This is a genomic window from Aeromonas sp. MTB (assembly GCF_056632455.1).
On the sequence record NZ_CP147026.1, the window covers coordinates 4,048,602 to 4,068,032 of the forward strand.

A 19,431-nucleotide genomic window follows, 5' to 3' on the forward strand; every position below is an offset into this window, starting at 1 on the left:
AGATAACAAAAAGAGAGGCGACCTTGGGTCGCCTCTCTTCTCTCTGTTCGGGTGTGAACTCAGCCCAGCCTGGCGCCGTTCTCCACCTCCCGCTCGGGGATAGCCATCACTACGGCGCCATCCGGCCGATAGAAACCGGTCAGTAGAAACTCCGACTGAAACGGCCCTATCTGTTTGGTCGGGAAGTTGACTACGGCGATGATCTGGCGGCCCACCAGCTGCTCTGGCTGGTAGAGTGCGGTGATCTGGGCGCTGCTCTTGCGAATCCCCAGTTCAGGGCCAAAATCCGCCCACACCTTGTAGGCCGGTTTACGTGCTTCGGGAAACGGCTCGACCCGCACCAGGGTGCCCACCCTCAGCTCCACCACCTCGAAATCCTGCCAGCTAATCGTCTCCATTTCGGCTCCTGTTTATCGTGCACCTTGCATGACCCGCAGCATGGCCCAAAGAGAGCATCCCGTCTTCGGCGATCAGCCGTTTCGTTATGGCAGGTGGCCGTTTTGCTGGCGCCAGAGGGACGGAGTGAGCCCGCTCTCGGCCAGGAAGCGCTCGCTGAACGCCCCCTGATTCTGGTAGCCGCAGCGGCTGGCAATCTCGCCAACAGGCAGTTGCGTACCGGCAAGCAGGGTACGCGCCAGCGCCATGCGTCGACTGCGAATGTAGTGGGAGACGCTCATCCCCAGCTGCTGGCGAAAGGCGAGCTTGAACTGGCTCTGGCCAAGACAGGCGATGACGGCGAGTTGCTGATTGGTCAGCGGGGCAGCGAGGTTGGCCTCGATATGGCGTTGCACCTTGAGGATGCGGGCGGCAAGGCGTGGAATGGCTGCGCTCTGCATCCCCTGCCCTTCCGCCAGCAGGGAGAGCCACACCTGCTCCATGCCCGCCACCTGCCGCCCCTCGGCCACCATGCGGTGCAGAAACGCGAGGTAGTGGCGCTGAGGCTCATCCAGCTCGATAAAGGGGCGGACTGCCAGATCCCCGGGCAGCCAGTCGCTCTCCTGCACCAGAAACGAAAGCGCGGGATCGGCGGCGTAGTCGTGCCGCTCGCCGGGAGCGATGACGCAAGCAGAACCGGGGACAAGCCTGTGCCCCCGGCCCTGCACCTCGATCTCGAGGGGGCCGTCGAGGGGGATCACCAGTTGGGCAAAGTCGTGGCTATGACTGCAGACATGGTGGTGATAGTGGCGCAGGCTGAAGCGGGACATGGCTGATAGCAATGACGCGGCCAGGGCCGCGTCATTGGGGGTTATTCCTTGTCGAAATCTTCGATCTCTTTGCCCAGCGCCTCCATGATGGCGCGCGCTTCGGCCGGGACACTGTCCGGTTGATCCTTGCGCAAGTCTTCGTCGCAAGGGAGCGGCTGGCCGGTGAAAGCGTGCAGGAAGGCTTCACAGAGCAGCTCGCTGTTGGTCGCATGACGCAGGTTGTTCACCTGACGGCGGGTGCGCTCATCGGTCAACACTTTCAACACCTTGAGCGGGATCGAGACGGTAATCTTCTTGACCTGTTCGCTCTTCTTACCGTGTTCCGCGTAGGGGCTGACGTAGTCGCCGTTCCACTCTGTTCCCATGACTCACCTGTTCTCATTTAGCCGTGAGCGCGGATTTTAACCCTTAAGGAAATTAATGGCAATCCAACAGCAAAGCCATTTAGACGTCTAGAAGTGTTGACGGCTTTTTTAAGCTGGCGTAGTGTGGTTGTCCATGAGCCCGCAATGGCGGGATGGCGCGTGGCAGCAAGATGCCGGCGTGTAAAGAGACATCAAGGAGAGTGATATGACCCACAAGGCCACCCTGGCGGTTCGCACCGGGATTGAGACAGACACACAGCACGGTGCCGTGGTGCCCCCCATCTACCTCTCCAGCAACTACACCTTTGCCGACTTTGGCGAGCCCCGTCAATACGATTATGCCCGCTCCGGCAATCCGACCCGCACCAATCTGGCGGACGCGCTGGCGGCGCTGGAAGGGGGCGCTGGCGCCGTGGTCACCGGCACCGGCATGGGGGCCGTCCATCTGGTCACCACTGCCCTGCTCAAGGCGGGGGATCTGCTGCTCGCCCCCCACGACTGTTACGGCGGCACCTGGCGCCTGTTCGAGTATCTGGCGGCCAAGGGCCACTACCGGGTGCAGTTTGTCGATCAGGGGGATGAGGCCGCTCTGGCCGCCGCGCTGGCGCAGAAGCCTGCGCTGGTATGGGTCGAGACCCCCTCCAACCCGCTGCTGCGGGTGGTGGATATCCGCGCCATTGCCAGCGCCGCCCACGAGGTGGGTGCACAGGTGGTGGTGGACAACACCTTCCTCTCCCCCCTGCTGCAACAGCCGCTTGCACTTGGTGCCGACGTGGTGGTGCACTCCACCACCAAGTACATCAACGGTCACTCGGACGTGGTGGGCGGAGTGGCGATTGCCAAAGAGGCCACACTGGCCGAGTCGCTGGTGTGGTGGGCCAACTGTCTGGGGCTCACCTCCGGGGCGTTCGACTCCTACCTCACCCTGCGCGGCCTGCGCACTCTGGCCCCCAGATTGCGCACCCATCAGGAGAACACCGATCGCATCCTCGCCTTCCTGCAACAGCAGCCACTGGTGAAACGCATCTATCACCCCAGCCTGCCGAGCCATCCGGGCCACGATATTGCGCGCCGTCAACAGTCCGGCTTCGGCGCCATGCTAAGTTTTGAACTCGATTGCAGCGAGACAGGCATTCGCGCCTTCCTCGCGGCCCTCACCCTCTTCTCGGTGGCCGAGTCCCTCGGCGGGGTAGAGAGTCTGGTGGCCCATCCGGCCAGCATGACCCACAGGGCCATGACCCCGGCGGCGCAGCAGGCAGCAGGCATCAGCGCCCAACTGCTGCGGTTGTCGGTCGGTATTGAACACGGTGAAGACCTGGTGGCCGATCTGGCTCAGGCTTTTGAACAGGCGCAGCAGGCAGAACAGGTAGCGAAGTAATGGAACAGCAGCAACAAGGAGAGATCGCGGTGGCAGCAGAAGCAGGATTGAAGCGACGTCACGTCCACAAATTTGGTGGCAGCAGTCTGGCGGATCCGGTCTGTTATCGCCGGGTCGCCAGTATCGTTGAACAACAGGTGGGCGGGGATGAACTGATCGTGGTCTCCGCCGCCGGCAAGACCACCAACCGGCTGATCCAGCTGGTGGAGCTGGCCGAAGCGGGGGACGAAGCCGCCGGTGAAGCCATCTCTGCCCTGCAGGCCTATCAGCAGAGCCTAATCGACGGCTTGCTGGAGGGTGAACTGCAGCTCGATCTGAGCAAGCAGCTGGCCGACGACATGCAACTGATCGCCAAAACGCTTGAAGGGCAGTTTGATCGCTTCGCCCGCAACGGCCTGCTCGCTTTTGGCGAAGTGTGGTCGGCGCGCCTGCTGGCGGCCCTGCTCACCAGCCGCAGCGACAAGGCTATCTGGCTCGATGCCCGCAGTTTCCTGCGCGCCGAGGATGGCGCTCTGGTCAAGGTGGATACCGCCCTCTCCAGCGAGCTGCTCAAGGCGCGGCTGGCCGAACATGCCGGTCGCATCGTGGTAACCGGCTTTATCGCCGCCGACATGGAGGGGCGATCCCTGCTGCTCGGTCGCAACGGATCCGACTACAGCGCCAGCTTGTTGGCGCTGCTGGCGGACGGCGAATCCACCACCATCTGGAGCGATGTGGCCGGGGTCTATAGCGCCGACCCGCGCCGGGTGAAAGAAGCGCGTCTGCTGGAACGCCTGAGCCTCGCGGAAGCGAACGAGCTGGCCCGCCTTGGTTCTTCGGTATTGCACTCGCGCACCCTGCAACCGGTGGCCGACAGCCGCCAGCGCCTCACTTTGCGCTGCAGCTACAACCCGGACGAGGGCTGCACCCATATCCTGCGCCGCGCCCCCCGCTCCGGTGGCGCCCGCATCGTCTCCTCGGTGGATCAGATCGCCCTCATCGAGCTGAAGGTGCTGCCGCAGACCAACTATGAGCAGACGGTGGCCACCATCGAGGCCCATCTGGCCCGTCACCGCCTCAACCCGCTCACCCTGCAGCGCCAGCCGGATCGCCGGATCCTGCGCCTCGCCTACACCCTCGAGGTAGCACAGGGAGCCTTCGAGCTGCTGCGCGACTTCCAGCTGCAAGGGAGCTTCACCGGCCTCATTCAGAAAGAGGGGTACAGTCTGGTAGCGCTGGTCGGCGCCGGTGTCACCGACAACGCAGAACAGTGTCATCGCTTCTATCAGCTGCTGGCAGATCAACCGCTGGAGTTCGTCCAGGTGGCCCGAGATGGCCTGAGTCTGGTGGCCGTGCTGCGTCAGGTAGTGCTGGAGCCGCTGCTCATCGCCCTGCACAGCGCCCTCTTCAGCCGCCCGACCCGGGTCGGACTGGTGGTGTTCGGCAAGGGCAATATCGGCGGCCACTGGCTCAGCCTCTACGCCCGTGAAAAGGCACGGCTCGAACATGAGCTCAATCTGGCGCTCACCCTCTACGGGGTGTTCAGCTCGGAAGGGGGCCTGCTGGATGAAGAGGGACTCAACCCCCTCAAGGTACAGGACAACTTCAATCCCAAGCCGCTGATCTGGCCGGAGTTGCTCTCCCAGCTTGAACAGCACGGCTTCGATGCGCTGGTTGCGCTGGACATGACCGCCAGCGAAACGGTGAGCCGCTACTATCCGGATTTTGCCCAGCTCGGCATTCATATCATCGCCGCCAACAAGTTTGCCGGTGCCGCCGACAGCGAGTTCTACCAGCGCATCAAGCAAACCTGTCGCGACCATCAGGTGCAGTGGCGCTACAACGCCACCGTGGGAGCCGGGCTGCCGATCCAGTCCAGCATCCAGATGCTGCGCCAGAGCGGCGACCGCATTCAGGGGGTCTCCGGCATCTTCTCCGGCACCCTCTCCTGGCTGTTCCAGCAGTATGACGGCACCCGCCCCTTCTCCGAGCTGGTGGACGAGGCGTGGCAGCACGGCCTGACCGAACCGGATCCCCGCGAGGATCTCTCCGGTCAGGATGTGCGGCGCAAGCTGCTTATTCTGGCGCGGGAAGCGGGCTTCGAGCTCGACTCCGCCGATATCGAGCTGGAGAATCTGGTGCCCGTCACGCTGCGCAAGGTGACCGCCGATCAGTTCATGGACAGACTGAAAGAGCTGGATGGCCCGATCCAGACCGCCTTCGAAGGGGCCAAGCGCCTCGGCAAGGTGCTGCGCTACGTCGCCCGCTTTGAGCATGACGGCAAGGCGCGGGTCGGACTGGAGGCGCTGGAGCCCCACCACCCGTTTGCGAACCTCTTGCCGTGCGACAACATCTTCGCCATCGAGAGCGACAGCTACCGCACCAACCCGTTGGTGATCCAGGGGCCGGGGGCGGGTCGGGAAGTGACCGCCACCGCTATCCAGTACGATCTGTGGCAGATCTGCGCCAGCCTCTAAGGCTGATATGCAAAGGGGGCAGCACCTCCGCTCCCTCGCATGTCTAGTCCTGAAATAGGTTTACACATTTTCAACTAGCATTTCTCTACTCAGAACCCCCTATGTACCGCATCGGGGGTTCTGTATTTCAACGCATGATGCGGCCGCTCCTCGTTGTAAATATCCACCGCTTCACGCACCATTTCCCGCGCTTGCGTCAAATCCTGCGGGCTTTGCAACAATAACTCTCCTTTCAAAACCCCGTTCACCCGCTCCGCCAACGCATTCTGGTAACAGTCATACCCATCCGTCATCGAGCATTTCACCCCGTACCGTTCATGTAATGACTGATACAGTCCCGAGCAATACTGCACGCCGCGGTCCGAGTGGTGGATGAGTTCACCGCTGCCACGCCGTTGCTTCAGTGCTTTCTTGAACGCCATCGCTACCGACTCCGCGTGCATTCCTTCGTGTACGTGGTGGCCTACTATCTTGCGTGAATACGCATCCGTCACCAGGCTCAGGTACAGCGGCCCGCTCCTGGCTGGCAGATAGGTGATATCTGCGACCCAGACCTGCTCCGGGGCCACCGGTGTGACCTGCTCTGGCCCCGCCTTGAGCAAGTTGGGATGACGGTAGAAACGGTGAAAACTGTGGGTGGTCTTGTGATACGCCCGCCTGGGCTGCACCAGCAGGCGGTGCTCGGCCAATATCTGAAACAGCCTGTCCCCCCCGACCTTGAGCCCGCCATCATCCTGACCCTGCAGCAGATAATGCAGCTTGCGCGTGCCCACCCGAGGTTGTCGCAGTCGAACCTGACGCACGAAGCGCACCACCTGTAGCCTTTGTGCATGGCGTTCGTCGGCGACCCGATTGCGCTTGTAGTAAGCCTGCCGGCTTATCCCCAGAAACAGGCAAGCCCTGACAATGGTCAGCCTCTCGACTTGCCGCTGCGAGAGGACTTGCCGGGTCGCTTTTTTACGATGGAGACGCCGTAGTCATTCTTGAGTACATCGACGACGGCCTCAAAGAACTGGGCCTTCTGGCTCATCAGCGCCAGCTGCTGCTCGAGTTCCTTGATACGCTGTTCGGGTGTCTGGTTGTCGGGGTCAGGCATGGTGATGCTCCTGCCGGCACGAACAGAAGCCCCCTGGCTCCAATCTTGCCGACCATGTTTACGCAACCATACCAGAACGGTGGAGCGGCCCTGAATGCCATAACGCACCTGAGCCTGTTTGTAGGTGAGCTCGCCTTTTTCAATCTGCTCGACCAGCGCCAGTTTAAAAGTCAGCGAGTAATCGCGCTGTGTCCGTTTCACACCTTGTCCCATCGGGTTCTCCATTTATTGGGGGGAAAGGTGTAAACCATATTCAGGACGGGACAGCACAATAAAAAAAGCCCGAGTCGATGACTCGGGCTTTTTGCTGAATGCCGCTTCGATTAGGAGAAGCAGGCCTGCAGCACGTAGAAGATCGCGATAGCCAGAATGGCACCGGCAGGCAGGGTGATGATCCAGGAAACCACGATGTTGCGCAGTACCCCCAGATTCAGCGCCGCAATACCGCGCGCCAGACCGACACCCATCACAGCACCGACCAGGGTCTGGGTGGTAGAGATGGGAAGACCGGTACCGGAGGCAATCACCACGGTCGCGGCAGTGGCCAGCTGGGCAGCAAAACCACGGCTCGGGGTCAGGTGAGTGATGCCGGTACCGACCGTCGCCATCACCTTCTCGCCCATGGTCGCCAGACCGATCACGATACCGATACCGCCGAGCGGCAGGATCCACCAGGCAATGGCTGCCTGACTGGAAATCTCGCCACCGGAAGCCACGATAGAGGCCACCGCAGAGAGCGGGCCAATGGCGTTGGCCACGTCGTTGGAACCGTGGGCAAAGGCCATGGCACAGGCGGTGATCACCATCAGGATGCCGAACACCTTCTCCACGTTGGCGAAGTGCATCTTGCTGTCATCCTGCGGGTTGTACTTCTGGCCGCGAATGTAGATCCAGCCGGCAAACGCCACTGCGATGGAGATGGCGATGGAGAGCAGAATGCCCTCGCCATCGCTCAGGTGCAGACCGACGTGGGTCAGCCCCTTCTTGATGGTCACCAGACAGATCACCAGCGCAGTCAGGAACATGTAGAACGGCACATAGCGCTTGGCGTTGTTCAGGGGATCATCGGTGTTGAAGATAAGCTTCTGCACGCTGATGAACATGAAGTAGGCGATGACACCGGAGATGGCCGGGGTGATGACCCAGGAGCCGACGATGCCGCCAAACTTGCTCCACTGCACCGCTTCCGGGCCAATGCTCACCACAGCGAAACCGACGATGGCGCCGATGATGGAGTGAGTGGTCGAGACAGGCCAGCCGAAGTAGGAGGCGAGGATCAACCAGGCGCCTGCCGCCAGCAGGGAGGCGATCATGCCGAGCACCAGCAGATCCGGGCTATCGACAAACGCATTGCTGTCGATGATGCCGTTACGGATGGTGGCCGTCACTTCGCCACCGGCCAGATAGGCACCGGCAAATTCGAAGATCATGGCAATGATGATCGCCTGACGGATGGTCAGGGATTTGGTGCCGACCGATGTTCCCATGGCGTTGGCCACGTCATTCGCGCCAATGCCCCAAGCCATCAAAAAGCCGAACAAGGCCGCCACGAGCACCAGAGTGGTGCCGTAATTCGCGATAATGTCCATTAATAGTGTTTACCCAGTCAGTCGATTACGAACGAGCCAGCATCAGTTCCAGACGGGCGCCTACGCGCTCGGCCTGATCTGCCAGGTCACCTACCCATTCGAGGATCTTGTAAAGGAACATCACATCGATCGGATTGTAATTGTGCTCAACCGCTTGCAGCTGTTGACGCAGTCCGATCTGCATGGTGTCTGTATCGTCCTCGATCAGATCCAGCTGGTGGATCATCTCGGCAACCATTTCCACTTCCCGTCCTTTGAAGCCGGTCTCGAGCAGCTCGTCGAGCTCCCCGATCGCTTTCTCGGCCTGAGCGGTCGCATCAATACAACGTTTGAGGTAAGCCATGAAATCCGTCCGCATTTCGGCGGGGAACTCCATGCGACGACCAAGCATGCGGCCGGAGATATCCTTGGCACGGTTGGCAATCTTGTCTTGCTGGGTCAACAGCTCCAGCAGGTCGGTACGTGCAACCGGCAGGAACAGGCCGCGAGGCAGTTTCAGACGGATTTCACGCTTGAGGGTATCTGCCTCTTTTTCCAGTTGGGCGATCTGCTGCCGGATCTTCTCGGCATCTTCCCAACGGTCTTCGGCAACGGCGTCAAAGAAGGGAACCAACTGCTGGGAGCACTGGTGAACCTTGACGATATGCTTCTGCAGCGGCTTGATGGGGGACTTGGCAAAAAGCCCCAAAATAGTATTTACTGGCATGGCCAAACCTGTGTCGGTGAAAAAACACTCGATACGATTTTATGAGGCGCGCATGGTAACCGAACTGCGCCCTCAATTAAACCGCGAATTAATCTAGTCGTCTCGCGGGCATTATATCCCCGCGACCCGAATCCTGCCCCCCAAAGTTGCCTGCCAGCCCGGAATGACTATGCAAACTGAGATCGAGATAAAGTTTTTTGTCGCCCGCGACATTCAACCAGAGTTATCCAACCTGCTGAATTCTCTTGAGATTAAAGAATCGTCACAACAGCAGCTCGGCAACGTCTATTTCGATACGCCGACCCTTGCCCTGCGTCGTCTGGACATGGGGCTGCGCATTCGCCGCTGCGACGCCTTCGCCGAGCAGACCATCAAATGCCGCGGCCAGGTGGTGGGCGGCCTGCATGCCAGACCCGAGTACAACGCCCCTGTCAGCGGCGATCTGCCGACCCTCTCGGCCTTTCCCGATGAGATTTGGCCGACTCTGACCGAGCGTGACCACATTCAGCAGCAGCTGGTCGCCCAGTTTCGCACCGACTTCCTGCGCCGCCACTGGCTGATCGCCTTCGAGGGGACCGAGATTGAACTGGCCTGGGATCAGGGCGAGATAGTCGGCAGTCAGGGCAGTGCCACCATCAACGAGCTGGAGCTGGAGCTCAAATCAGGCGACACCGCGGCGCTGTTTGCGCTGGCCCGGCACCTCGCCAGGATCGGCGGGCTGCGCCTCGGCGCCCAATCCAAGGCCCAGCGCGGCTATCGACTGGCTGGTCTTGGCAAACCGCTGGCCCTGCAGGCGCTGGTCGAACATGAAGGTATGGATGGCATAACGGGGGTAAGCGAAGGGCTGCGCCACTGGCAGCATCACGAGCAGCTCTGGCTGGAGCATCCGCAGGATGAAGGCATTCAACAGCAGGCACTCGCGGCCCTGTACCAGGGGATCGATCTGGTCGCCCGCAGTGCGGCCGCGCTGCCACAACCAGTGCTCTGGCTACCCGCCCTGACCAACCTGCAAGCCCATCTGCAAGCCCAGTCGGACGAGCATGACGAGTGGCCTGCCGAGCTGGCCGATCTCTTCCTCTATCCGGCGTATGTCGAGTTGCAGCTGGCCACCGCCGCCTGGCTGCATCACGCAACCTGAGTAGGGCGATGTCGTAAATACAAAGGCCAGAAACAAAAGCCGAAAACAAAATGGGTGAGCCTTGGCTCACCCGTTTTGCACTACAGCAGGTTGAGCTGCTGCATGGCGTTGCGAATGCGCTCGCGGGTCGCTTCCGACAGTGGCATCACCGGCAGGCGACACTCCTCGCTGCAGAAACCGAGCAGGGAAGCGGCATATTTGGCACCAGCCGGGCTCGGCTCGGCAAACATCGCCTGATGGAGCGGAATCAGCTGGTCTTGCAGTTCACGCGCTTCTTGCCACTTGCCAGCCAGCGTGAGGTTCTGCACCTCGGCTACCAGCTTGGGGGCCACGTTGGCGGTCACAGAGATACAGCCCTGACCACCGCCGATGTTGTAGGCCACGGCAGTAGCATCTTCACCGGAGAGCCAGGCGAAGGGCTTTTTGATCAGCTGGCGCTCGGTCCAGGGGCGGGCAAGATCGCCGGTGGCATCTTTCACCCCGGCAATACGCGGCAGCTCGGCCAGACGGGCCAGGGTCGCCGGCTGCACGTCGACGATGGCACGCGGCGGAATGTTGTAGACGATGATCGGCTTGGCGGTGGCGTCGTGTACCGCCTTGAAGTGGTGGTAGAGCCCCTCCTGATTGGGGCGGTTGTAGTAACCGGCCACATGCAGGGTGGCATCGGCGCCCACCCGCTCTGCATGGAGGGTGTACTCGATGGCTTCGACCGGATTGTTGGAACCCGCCCCGGCGATCACCGGAATACGGCCAGCGACCTGTTTGACCACCAGCTCCACCACCCGGCAGTGCTCGTCATGGGTCAGGGTCGGGCTTTCCCCCGTGGTGCCCACCGGCACAATGCCGTGAGTGCCCTGTTCGATATGCCACTCCACCAGACGCAGCAGCGCCTCTTCATCCAGCTTTCCCTGTCGAAACGGGGTGATCAACGCAACGATTGAACCTTGAAACATGGGATCTCCTTCTCCTAAATGACGCGCATATGGCAATAAAAAACCCCGGTACGATGTGCGCAACCGGGGTTTGAAGCTTCTCAGGGATGAGAGGTTACGCGCGAACGTCGGCAGGCCCGAATTTCAGGCTTTTTTTGTGCTTTCGTTTCAACCCGTTGAACCGCATTTCGTCATCTCTGGTCAAAAAATGGTGTCTGGGCATATTTCGGGAACACGGCATAAATGTCAAGGCGAAAGGGGCTATGTATAATGGCCGTCCAAAATTGCGTGGAGAGACCCGATGAGCAGCCCTATCAGTGCCGTCAGCCAGATGCTGGAACGAAACCAAGCCCTCTTTGTCGGCAAGCGGCTACTTGTCTGCGGCGCGCTGGAGGATGACTACCCCCGCCAACTGGCGAGCCTGGCCCGGACCCTGACCGTCTTTACCACCGATTACTGCTACTACCGCAGCCAGCAGGCCGCCCTCGGCGAGGCTATCCTGTTCGACCACCAGCTAGGTGGTGCCCCGCGCTTCGATGCCCTGTTACTGCTGATGCCCAAGGCCAAGGCCGAGGCACAATATCTGCTGGCCATGATGACCCCCTTGATGGAAGCGGGTGCCGATCTGTTCCTCGCCGGTGAAAACCGCGGCGGCATCAATGGCGCCGACAAGCTGCTGGCCCCCTATGGCGAAAAGCCGATCAAGCGCGATTCGGCCCGCCGCTGCTCCCTCTATCATGGTGAGCTCTGCAAACCGGTCGCCCCGTTCGATCTGGATAGCTGGTTTGGCCGCTATCAGTGCAAGGCCGGTGATACCGAGCTGACCGTGCTGGCGCTGCCCGGCGTCTTCAGCGCCGCCGAGCTGGATCTCGGCACCCAGATGCTGCTGGCCGCCGTGCCGCCGATGACGGGCGAATTGCTCGATTTCGGCTGCGGCGCCGGGGTAATTGGGTCTGTGCTGGCCAAGCGCAATCCGGAACTGCAGGTCAACATGGTGGATATCAGCGCGCTGGCGCTCGAATCGAGCCGCCGCACCCTGGCGATCAACGGTCTGCAGGGCAAGGTCACCGCTTCCGATGTCTATTCGGATGTCTCCACCCGTTTCCAGCACATCGTCTCCAACCCGCCATTCCATGCGGGTCTCAAAACCTTCTATGCGGCAACCGAGCAGTTCCTGGCCAAGGCGCCGGAATTTTTGCTGCCAAATGGTTCGCTGACCATTGTTGCCAACGCCTTCTTGCGCTACCAGCCTATACTGGAGACACACTTCAAACGGACTGAAGTGATCAGCAGTGATGCCAAATTCAAGGTCTATCTGAGCAAAATGTAAATAAGTGTAAGCAGCACAAGAAAACAGCTAGAGAGCGCCATCCGGCATCTGATAAGGTATTAAGCACACGATAAAAACCACCCCTTTAGGGGTGTTTTTATACCGAACATTGAAAACCTTTTCATGTTGTTAATTCAGGGAGAGAAATACGATGGCAGGCATTTTGACCATGATCCTGGCTGGTGGCGAAGGTACTCGCCTGCAGCCTCTGACCACCACCCGCAGCAAGCCTTCCGTCCCCTTTGGTGGCAGCTACCGGCTGATCGACTTTGTCCTCAACAACTTCGTCAACGCCGACTTTCTGCGCATCTATGTACTGACCCAATTCAAATCACAGTCCCTCTACCTGCACATGAAGAAGGGGTGGAATATCGTCGGCATCACCGACCGCTTTATCGATCCCATCCCGGCCCAGATGCGGATGGGCAAACGCTGGTATGACGGCACCGCCGACGCCATTTACCAGAACCTCGGGTTTATCGAGCGGGCCGAACCGGATCATGTCTGCATCTTCGGCTCCGACCACATCTACAAGATGGATGTGAGCCAGATGGTCACCTTCCACAAGCAGAAGAACGCCGCCATGACGGTCGCGGCACTTCGCATGCCCATCGAAGAGGCGAGCGCCTTCGGGGTGATCGAGGTCGATACCGAAGGGCGGATGATCGGCTTTCAGGAAAAACCGAAACAGCCGAAACACATTCCCGGTGATCCCACCCAGGCGCTGGTCTCCATGGGCAACTACATCTTCGAGACCGATGCGCTCTGCCGCGAGTTGAAGCGGGATGCCGCGGAGGAGAACTCCAGCCACGACTTTGGCAAGGATGTGATCCCGAGCCTCTACCCGCGCGCCCCCGTCTATGTCTATGACTACAGCACCAACGTCATCCCCGGCGAGAAACCGCACGTCTACTGGCGGGATGTGGGCACCCTCGACTCTTATTGGCAAGCGCACATGGACCTGGTGGCCGACAATCCCCCCTTCTCCCTCTATAACCGCAAGTGGCCCCTGCACACCCACTATCCGGCGCTGCCGCCTGCTACCTTCATCGACAGCGACGAGTGCAAGGTGAAGATCGCCAACTCGCTGATCTCCGCCGGTTGCTTCATTCAGGGCAGCCAGATCCAGCGATCCATCCTTGGTTTCCGCTGCAATATCGGCGCGTGCAGCCATATCAGTGAATCCGTGCTGCTGGGGGACGTGAAGATTGGTGAAGGGTGCTCCATCCGGCGCGCGATCATTGATAAAAACGTTGAAATTGCGCCAGGCACCGTTATCGGTGAAAATCTGGACCACGATAGAGAGCGATTTACCGTATCCGAAGGCGGTATCGTGGTGGTACCTAAGGGAGCAAGAGTTGGCTATTAACCCACTGAAAATCCTGTTTGTTGCCTCGGAAGTTGAGGGGCTGGTCAAGACCGGGGGCCTGGCCGATGTCGCCAGAGCCCTGCCGATGTACCTGGCCCAGAAGGGACATGATGTCAGGATCATGTTGCCCTTCTACAAGACGATAAAGCGACGGGATGAGGCCAGACTGGTTGCGTCACGCTGGTTGCCAACCCACCCCGGGCTGCCGGATATCGGTTATCGCATCTACCAGATGGAGCTGGATGGCGTCTGCGTCTATCTGCTTGACTGCCCGCAATATTTCGATCGTCCCCAGCTCTACGCCGAGAACAATCAGGCCTATCCGGATAATGGCGAGCGCTTTGCCTTCTTCTCGGCCGCGGCCCTCCATGCCTGCGAGCAGCTCGGCTTTGCTCCGGATATCGCCCACTGCAATGACTGGCACACCGGCCTGCTGCCACTGCTGCTGAAAACCCGTCACGCCCACAACCCCTTCTTCCAGCAAACCCGCAGCGTGATCAGCATTCACAACGCGGCGTTTCAGGGGGTGTTTGGCCGCGAGCAGTTCTGGGCCATGCCCGAGATCGCCGACTACGAACGCCGCATCAACTACGACTACGGTCATGTCAATCTGCTCAAGTGCGGGGTGCTTTACGCCGACAAGATCAATGCGGTCAGCCCCAACTATGCCCAGGAGCTGCTGACTCACCTCGGCGCCCACGGCATGGCGCATATCTTCCAGCAACGGGCGGCGGATCTCTGCGGCATCCTCAACGGCTGCGACTACAAGGACTGGGATCCTGAGTTCGACGAATTCCTGCCTGCGACCTACAGCATCGACAACATGGCTGGCAAACAGATCTGCAAAGAGAGCCTGCAGCAGGAAGCGGGACTGGCCGTGGCGGACTTGCCCATCTACGGCATGGTTTGCCGCCTGACCGAGCAGAAGGGCGTCCCCCTGCTGCTCCCTGCGCTGGAGAAATTCCTCCACCATCAGGTACAAGTGGTGATCGTCGGCTCTGGCGATCCTGCGCTCGCCACGCAACTGCAAACCATGGCCCGGGATTATCCGGGCAAGCTCGCCTTCATCAACACCTATGACGATCGGCTGGCTCATCTGGTCGAAGCCGGTGCCGACTTCTTCCTGATGCCCTCGCTGTTCGAGCCTTGCGGCCTCAACCAGATGTACAGCCTCGCCTATGGTACCCTGCCACTGGTGCGCGCTGTGGGTGGTCTGAAAGATACCGTGGTGGATTGGGATGCAGATCCCGAGCATGCCACCGGCTTCTGCTTTAACGATCCGACTGCCGCCATCCTGCTCGATACCATGCGCCGCAGCCTGCTCTATTTCCTGCAGGACAAGGAGCGTTTTGCCAAGGTACAACGCAATGCCATGAACACCCGCTTCAACTGGCCTGACTCGGTCACCCAGTATGAACGGATGTATCAGAACGCATTGGGCCGTTACTGAATGCCAGACGTCGGCTAATTGCTGAAGTTTTGTACCCTTGGCGCCACTTTGGGCGTCAACAGCGAAAAAAGTCCCCTTTGGCTGTTGACGCTCCCCCAAAACTCTATAGAATCCCCCTCCGCAGTGATGCGAAGGTGGCGGAATTGGTAGACGCGCTAGCTTCAGGTGTTAGTGTCCCACGGATGTGAGGGTTCGAGTCCCTCTCTTCGCACCAATACTGCCATGCTGATTCAGCAGCATGTAAATCCAACTAGAAAACCCGAATGTGCGAAGGTGGCGGAATTGGTAGACGCGCTAGCTTCAGGTGTTAGTGCCCCCCGGGTGTGAGGGTTCGAGTCCCTCTCTTCGCACCATGCTTCTCCAGACAGCATGTAAATCAAAACTGGTAACACAATGTGCGAAGGTGGCGGAATTGGTAGACGCGCTAGCTTCAGGTGTTAGTGTCCCACGGATGTGAGGGTTCGAGTCCCTCTCTTCGCACCATGCTTTATCCAGACAGCATGTAAATCCAGACTGGAAACCCGAATGTGCGAAGGTGGCGGAATTGGTAGACGCGCTAGCTTCAGGTGTTAGTGCCCCCCGGGTGTGAGGGTTCGAGTCCCTCTCTTCGCACCATGATTCTGACATGTAAACACAGAGCAATGCGCTCCAACCGCATTTAAAAACCAGCTGGAGAAAATCAGTGTGCGAAGGTGGCGGAATTGGTAGACGCGCTAGCTTCAGGTGTTAGTGTCCCACGGATGTGAGGGTTCGAGTCCCTCTCTTCGCACCATTCATTACGCAAAAGGCCCATCACGAAAGTGATGGGCCTTTTGTTTTTACTCCTTGTTATGGCTATGCTTTTGACGACTCCCCGCTCATCGTCATGCCAAGGAACGCATATGATACTGGATACCGACATTCACAACTTTTACGAACATCTGGTGCTCAAGGAGATTGAGAAACAGGGGCTGCAGCAAAAGCTCAACAGCGATCAGATGGCAGACCTCTGCTGCCTTACCCTCAACCAGCTTCCGGCCCACTATATTCGCCACAATGTCGACATGATCTACTTCCTGACCGACGCCAAGCGCACCGAAATGGAGAAGCTGGTGGTCGAATCGCTCAAGGTGGCACAGCAGAAGATTAAGCAGGCTCCCGTCAAAAGCTCATAACCATGGCTGCTGCCAGAGCAGGGTAACGATACCGGTCAACCCGGCCACTGGCAGCAAGATCAGGGCGGGCCGCAATCCAGGCTCCAGCATCACCCAGGCAGCCAGCAGAAAACCTACACTCCAGGTGCCGTACTCTTTATCCTGACCCCATGCGAGTACGGCCACCGCCACCAGCAACATCATACCCCGCAATATCCAGCGCATTTTTTTCTCCCCAACCAACAATTGATAATAATTATCATCTTCATCTGCTGGGGATGCAAGTGGCGTCACAGGCAAGCTTCGTATGTGACCCCCTGTGTCAACAGGCCGCTCAAAAACGGGTTATGAGATCAACTAATTTGTGATTTTTTCAATCAAATGTGCTTTTTTGCCAATTTGATGGGGCTTTAACCCGCCGGGTTTGTGGTAGATTGCGGCCTCTTTTTGGGTTGCCTCCTCGGGATCGATGTATCCACAGGACGAGAGGGAGTGACCTTGGCGAGCAAGAGTTTAGGAAGTATCTATGCAAAACCAACAAAACCACATCCGACTACCGGGCATGGCACAGGTGTTTGCCTGTCTGGCCATTTTCCTGGCCCTGGCATTCTCGTTCACCAGCGTGCTCGATCTGCCGATCCAGCTGGCGCTGTTCATCGCCTGGTTCGTCATCATGGGACTTGGCATCAAACTCGGCCACGATTACAAATCCCTGGAGCAGGCTGCCGTTGACGGCGTTGCCAAGGGGATGGGGGCCATCCTGATCCTGGTCTCCGTCGGTGCTCTGGTCGGCACCTGGATTGCCGGCGGCATTGTTCCCAGCATCATCTACTTCGGCCTCAAGGTGATCCATCCGTCCATCTTCCTGCTGGCAACCCTGATCATCTGCTCCCTGACCTCGCTGGCCACCGGCACCTCCTGGGGCTCTGCCGCCACCGCCGGTATCGCCATGATGGGGATCGGCCACAGTCTCGGCGTGCCTGCGCCGCTGGTCGCCGGTGCCGTGCTCTCCGGCGTCTACTTCGGTGACAAGCTATCTCCGCTCTCCGACTCCGTGGTACTGGCCTCGACCATGTCCAACGTCGACGTGGTGGAGCATATCAAGGGGATGCTGCCCATCAGCCTGCTCTCCTATGTCATCACCGCCGTGCTGTTCACCGTGGTGGGCATGCAGTATTCAGGCAACGTCAGCCTGGAGCAGGTCAATCTGGTGATGGAGGCCCTCGACAACCAGTTCAACATCACCCCGCTGGCCATAGTGCCGGTGGTGCTGGTGCTGGGCCTGTTGGCCAATCGCAAGCCCGCCTTCCCGGTGATCAGCTTCGGCGCCCTGCTGGGCCTGATCTGGGCCATCGCCTTCCAGGGCATGGATCCGGTCAAGGCGATGCACTCGGCTTATAGTCCGTTTGCCATCACCTCCGGCATCGATTTTATCGACAACATTCTCGGTCGCGGCGGCATGGAGTCCATGCTGGGCTCGGTCGCGGTCATCATCTTCGGTCTCGGGTTTGGCGGTCTGCTGGAGAAGGTCGGCATTCTGGAAGTGATCGCCAGCGCCTTCGAGAAGCGCATCAATAGCGTCGGCAGCCTGACCAGCCACACCATCGGCACCGCGTTTCTGGCCAATGTGTTTGGCTCGGCCATGTATGTATCGCTGATCCTGACCCCCAAGATCATGGCCAAGAACTACGACCGACTGGGACTGGCGCGCAAGAACCTCTCTCGCAACGCCGAGTTTGGCGGCACCCTCACCTGCGGCATGGTGCCCTGGAGCGACAACGGCATCTTCATGGCCGGGGTGCTGGGGGTGGCAACCCTCGACTACCTGCCCTACATGTGGCTGAGCTTCACCTGCATCATTGTGACCATTACCCTCGCCTACATGGGCAAGGCGGTGAACCGGATTCCGCTGGTCGCGGCGGCAAGCTCCCGCTAAGCCATTCTGCAAACAACAAAGGCGCCATCAAGGCGCCTTTGTTGTTTCAGAGAAATGCTGTTTGATGGAGCGCACTGAGCACCACAAACAAAAACAGCCCTCGTTGCCGAGAGCCGTTTCATCAGACCGATACGCCGATCAGATGGAGAAGCTGGAGCCACAGCCACAGGTCGTGGTGGCATTGGGGTTGGTCACGGTGAAGCGTGAACCTTCCAGACCCTCGGTGTAATCCACACTGCCGCCTACCAGATATTGCAGGCTCATGGGATCGATCACCATGGTGACGCCATTCTTCTCGACTACGGTGTCCCCGTCGTTGATCTTCTCATCAAAGGTAAAGCCATACTGGAAACCGGAGCAGCCCCCACCCGTGATGTATACCCGCAGCTTCAGCTCGGGATTCTCTTCCTCGGTGATCAGGTTCTTCACCTTGTTGGCCGCCGCATCCGTCATCTGGATGGGCAGCGGGGCTTCTGCTACTGCACTCATTACTGACCTCACAACCATTAGATCCACAAACATGGAAACCGCGAAATTATCCAATACCCGACCATTCAGTTCAAGTATTCACCACGTTTAACCGGCCGCGGGAACCGGAGCAGGCGGTGCGGCGACCAGCGGCTTGATCACCTCGCCCCACTCAACCAGCAGCTCTTGCGCCGGTTGCCTGCCATCCTTGTTGATGGTGACACGGATCCGATCCGGCACAAAGCCTTCCGGCAACTGCCAATTCCCTTCCAGCAGCTGGAAATAACGTAGGGCATAACGCCACTCGCTCACCTTCATCCCAAGATCGCGGCCGGTTAGCGTCTTCGGCTTGTCAGCCAGGCTCCCCTCGACCCGGATCTGCACCTGACCACGGAACAGCTCCCGCTTCTTGGCAGGCTGGGTCAGGGCTAGACGGTAGTGGTAACGACCGGGAATGCTGGTCTCCTGCAGGGTCAGGTTGTCGATCACCACCCCCACCTGTTCGCCGGTGGGGCGCATGATCCGCTCGAAAAAGGCCAGCTGGCGCTTGAGCTCCTGCACCTGCGCCTCCTGACTTTTCAGGGTGGTCTGCAACTGCTCGAATGCCGCTTTCTGGGTCGCCAGCTGGGTATCTTTCACCCCCAATTCGGTCTTGAGCTGGCCGATAGCCTTGCCCTGACGATCCAGCGTCTCCTGCTGTACCACCAACAGACTACTCTGGGCCAGCTCCTGACGGTTCCCGACAAAGTAACCGATGAGCCCGCCAACGGCTAACACGACCAATAACTTCAATAGATTGGACATAGCCCCTCATCCCGTTATCACGCCATTTACGGCAGCGCCTCTCCCTTCACTATACCGCCCTGACCGGGGTCACAGG

The 19,431-nt window shown here is 59.5% G+C and carries 18 protein-coding genes and 5 tRNA genes; 13 read left to right on the plus strand and 10 right to left on the minus strand.

From position 1 onward, the window contains the following. Positions 1–59: 59 nt before the first annotated feature. From WBR25_RS18500 to metJ, 3 genes are all read right to left on the minus strand, one after another. Positions 60–398 (minus strand): tRNA-binding protein, encoded by a 339-nt coding sequence (locus WBR25_RS18500; RefSeq protein ID WP_479748888.1) that lies wholly within the window; start codon positions 396–398, stop codon positions 60–62. 84 nt (positions 399–482) lie between these two features. After that, a complete protein-coding gene (locus tag WBR25_RS18505) occupies positions 483–1,205 on the minus strand; it encodes an AraC family transcriptional regulator (protein ID WP_111901035.1) in 723 nt (240 codons plus the stop codon). A 41-nt stretch (positions 1,206–1,246) separates the two neighbouring features. Beyond that, on the minus strand, positions 1,247–1,570 hold the full coding sequence (gene metJ / locus WBR25_RS18510; RefSeq protein ID WP_005340251.1) for a met regulon transcriptional regulator MetJ: 324 nt from the start codon (positions 1,568–1,570) through the stop codon (positions 1,247–1,249). Between the two features lie 205 nt (positions 1,571–1,775). On the opposite strand from metJ, the gene metB reads away from it, so the two are divergent. Then, positions 1,776–2,948 carry a cystathionine gamma-synthase gene (gene metB, locus WBR25_RS18515; protein ID WP_479748891.1) on the plus strand — a complete coding sequence of 391 codons (1,173 nt, stop codon included), beginning with the start codon at positions 1,776–1,778 and terminating at the stop codon, positions 2,946–2,948. Further along, entirely contained in the window at positions 2,948–5,404 is a 2,457-nt protein-coding gene (locus WBR25_RS18520) for a bifunctional aspartate kinase/homoserine dehydrogenase II (protein ID WP_479748893.1), read from the plus strand. Before metB ends, WBR25_RS18520 begins: the two co-directional genes overlap by 1 nt. An 89-nt stretch (positions 5,405–5,493) precedes the next feature. Here the strand turns inward: WBR25_RS18520 and WBR25_RS18525 are convergent. The 3 genes from WBR25_RS18525 to WBR25_RS18535 all read right to left on the minus strand — a co-directional run bounded on the left by WBR25_RS18525 (position 5,494) and on the right by WBR25_RS18535 (position 8,795). Next, a protein-coding gene (locus WBR25_RS18525; RefSeq protein ID WP_479748895.1) for an IS3 family transposase occupies positions 5,494–6,713 on the minus strand; the annotation gives its coding sequence in 2 pieces (ribosomal slippage) (positions 5,494–6,365 and positions 6,365–6,713; 1,221 coding nt in all). A 110-nt stretch (positions 6,714–6,823) separates the two neighbouring features. Then, positions 6,824–8,089: an inorganic phosphate transporter gene (locus WBR25_RS18530; protein ID WP_005343043.1), complete on the minus strand. Its 1,266-nt coding sequence runs from the start codon at positions 8,087–8,089 to the stop codon at positions 6,824–6,826. A gap of 25 nt (positions 8,090–8,114) precedes the next feature. Next, a complete protein-coding gene (locus WBR25_RS18535) occupies positions 8,115–8,795 on the minus strand; it encodes a TIGR00153 family protein (protein WP_005340244.1) in 681 nt (226 codons plus the stop codon). Between the two features lie 169 nt (positions 8,796–8,964). Between WBR25_RS18535 and WBR25_RS18540 the strand changes: the two genes are divergently transcribed. After that, entirely contained in the window at positions 8,965–9,933 is a 969-nt protein-coding gene (locus tag WBR25_RS18540) for a CYTH domain-containing protein (protein WP_479748897.1), read from the plus strand. Positions 9,934–10,013: 80 nt separating this feature from the next. Here WBR25_RS18540 and dapA read toward each other — a convergent pair whose 3' ends face one another. Continuing rightward, positions 10,014–10,886 (minus strand): 4-hydroxy-tetrahydrodipicolinate synthase, encoded by an 873-nt coding sequence (gene dapA, locus WBR25_RS18545; protein ID WP_323970013.1) that lies wholly within the window; start codon positions 10,884–10,886, stop codon positions 10,014–10,016. 280 nt (positions 10,887–11,166) lie between these two features. On the opposite strand from dapA, the gene rsmC reads away from it, so the two are divergent. The 9 genes from rsmC (at position 11,167) to WBR25_RS18590 (ending at position 16,168) form a co-directional block, all read left to right on the plus strand. Beyond that, positions 11,167–12,195 carry a 16S rRNA (guanine(1207)-N(2))-methyltransferase RsmC gene (gene rsmC, locus WBR25_RS18550; RefSeq protein WP_406595653.1) on the plus strand — a complete coding sequence of 343 codons (1,029 nt, stop codon included), beginning with the start codon at positions 11,167–11,169 and terminating at the stop codon, positions 12,193–12,195. Positions 12,196–12,346: 151 nt separating this feature from the next. Further along, positions 12,347–13,564 (plus strand): glucose-1-phosphate adenylyltransferase, encoded by a 1,218-nt coding sequence (glgC, locus tag WBR25_RS18555; RefSeq protein WP_005340236.1) that lies wholly within the window; start codon positions 12,347–12,349, stop codon positions 13,562–13,564. After that, the gene (glgA, locus tag WBR25_RS18560; protein ID WP_216979571.1) at positions 13,554–15,014 is read left to right on the plus strand and encodes a glycogen synthase GlgA; all 1,461 of its coding nucleotides are present in this window, start codon (positions 13,554–13,556) and stop codon (positions 15,012–15,014) included. The genes glgC and glgA overlap by 11 nt, the downstream gene beginning before the upstream one ends. 128 nt (positions 15,015–15,142) lie before the next feature. Beyond that, positions 15,143–15,228 (plus strand) — tRNA-Leu (locus tag WBR25_RS18565). Between the two features lie 53 nt (positions 15,229–15,281). After that, positions 15,282–15,367 (plus strand) — tRNA-Leu (locus tag WBR25_RS18570). Positions 15,368–15,411: 44 nt separating this feature from the next. Continuing rightward, positions 15,412–15,497, plus strand: a tRNA-Leu gene (locus tag WBR25_RS18575). Between the two features lie 46 nt (positions 15,498–15,543). Then, a tRNA-Leu gene (locus tag WBR25_RS18580) sits at positions 15,544–15,629 on the plus strand. 71 nt (positions 15,630–15,700) lie between these two features. Beyond that, a tRNA-Leu gene (locus WBR25_RS18585) sits at positions 15,701–15,786 on the plus strand. Positions 15,787–15,895: 109 nt separating this feature from the next. Further along, entirely contained in the window at positions 15,896–16,168 is a 273-nt protein-coding gene (locus tag WBR25_RS18590) for a late competence development ComFB family protein (protein WP_005343036.1), read from the plus strand. Here the strand turns inward: WBR25_RS18590 and WBR25_RS18595 are convergent. Next, positions 16,163–16,372, minus strand: a complete 210-nt coding sequence (locus WBR25_RS18595; RefSeq protein ID WP_005343034.1) for a hypothetical protein — start codon at positions 16,370–16,372, stop codon at positions 16,163–16,165. The two genes, WBR25_RS18590 and WBR25_RS18595, sit on opposite strands and share 6 nt — an antisense overlap. A gap of 301 nt (positions 16,373–16,673) precedes the next feature. Between WBR25_RS18595 and nhaC the strand changes: the two genes are divergently transcribed. Next, positions 16,674–18,083 (plus strand): Na+/H+ antiporter NhaC, encoded by a 1,410-nt coding sequence (gene nhaC / locus WBR25_RS18600; protein WP_005357819.1) that lies wholly within the window; start codon positions 16,674–16,676, stop codon positions 18,081–18,083. 138 nt (positions 18,084–18,221) lie between these two features. Here the strand turns inward: nhaC and erpA are convergent, their stop codons facing one another. After that, positions 18,222–18,572 carry an iron-sulfur cluster insertion protein ErpA gene (gene erpA, locus WBR25_RS18605; RefSeq protein ID WP_005340225.1) on the minus strand — a complete coding sequence of 117 codons (351 nt, stop codon included), beginning with the start codon at positions 18,570–18,572 and terminating at the stop codon, positions 18,222–18,224. 87 nt (positions 18,573–18,659) lie between these two features. Beyond that, entirely contained in the window at positions 18,660–19,355 is a 696-nt protein-coding gene (locus WBR25_RS18610; protein WP_005343032.1) for a DUF6776 family protein, read from the minus strand. Positions 19,356–19,431 lie beyond the last annotated feature (76 nt).

Excerpts from the sequence above, each read along its gene's own strand:
- WBR25_RS18595 (WP_005343034.1), bottom strand. The coding sequence starts at position 16,372 with ATGCGCTGGATATTGCGGGGTATGATGTTGCTGGTGGCGGTGGCCGTA.
- erpA (WP_005340225.1), bottom strand. The coding sequence starts at position 18,572 with ATGAGTGCAGTAGCAGAAGCCCCGCTGCCCATCCAGATGACGGATGCG.
- glgC (WP_005340236.1), top strand. The coding sequence starts at position 12,347 with ATGGCAGGCATTTTGACCATGATCCTGGCTGGTGGCGAAGGTACTCGC.
- metB (WP_479748891.1), top strand. The coding sequence starts at position 1,776 with ATGACCCACAAGGCCACCCTGGCGGTTCGCACCGGGATTGAGACAGAC.
- metJ (WP_005340251.1), bottom strand. The coding sequence starts at position 1,570 with ATGGGAACAGAGTGGAACGGCGACTACGTCAGCCCCTACGCGGAACAC.
- WBR25_RS18540 (WP_479748897.1), top strand. The coding sequence starts at position 8,965 with ATGCAAACTGAGATCGAGATAAAGTTTTTTGTCGCCCGCGACATTCAA.
- WBR25_RS18500 (WP_479748888.1), bottom strand. The coding sequence starts at position 398 with ATGGAGACGATTAGCTGGCAGGATTTCGAGGTGGTGGAGCTGAGGGTG.
- WBR25_RS18530 (WP_005343043.1), bottom strand. The coding sequence starts at position 8,089 with ATGGACATTATCGCGAATTACGGCACCACTCTGGTGCTCGTGGCGGCC.
- dapA (WP_323970013.1), bottom strand. The coding sequence starts at position 10,886 with ATGTTTCAAGGTTCAATCGTTGCGTTGATCACCCCGTTTCGACAGGGA.
- WBR25_RS18610 (WP_005343032.1), bottom strand. The coding sequence starts at position 19,355 with ATGTCCAATCTATTGAAGTTATTGGTCGTGTTAGCCGTTGGCGGGCTC.
- WBR25_RS18505 (WP_111901035.1), bottom strand. The coding sequence starts at position 1,205 with ATGTCCCGCTTCAGCCTGCGCCACTATCACCACCATGTCTGCAGTCAT.
- WBR25_RS18535 (WP_005340244.1), bottom strand. The coding sequence starts at position 8,795 with ATGCCAGTAAATACTATTTTGGGGCTTTTTGCCAAGTCCCCCATCAAG.
- rsmC (WP_406595653.1), top strand. The coding sequence starts at position 11,167 with ATGAGCAGCCCTATCAGTGCCGTCAGCCAGATGCTGGAACGAAACCAA.
- nhaC (WP_005357819.1), top strand. The coding sequence starts at position 16,674 with ATGCAAAACCAACAAAACCACATCCGACTACCGGGCATGGCACAGGTG.
- WBR25_RS18590 (WP_005343036.1), top strand. The coding sequence starts at position 15,896 with ATGATACTGGATACCGACATTCACAACTTTTACGAACATCTGGTGCTC.
- WBR25_RS18520 (WP_479748893.1), top strand. The coding sequence starts at position 2,948 with ATGGAACAGCAGCAACAAGGAGAGATCGCGGTGGCAGCAGAAGCAGGA.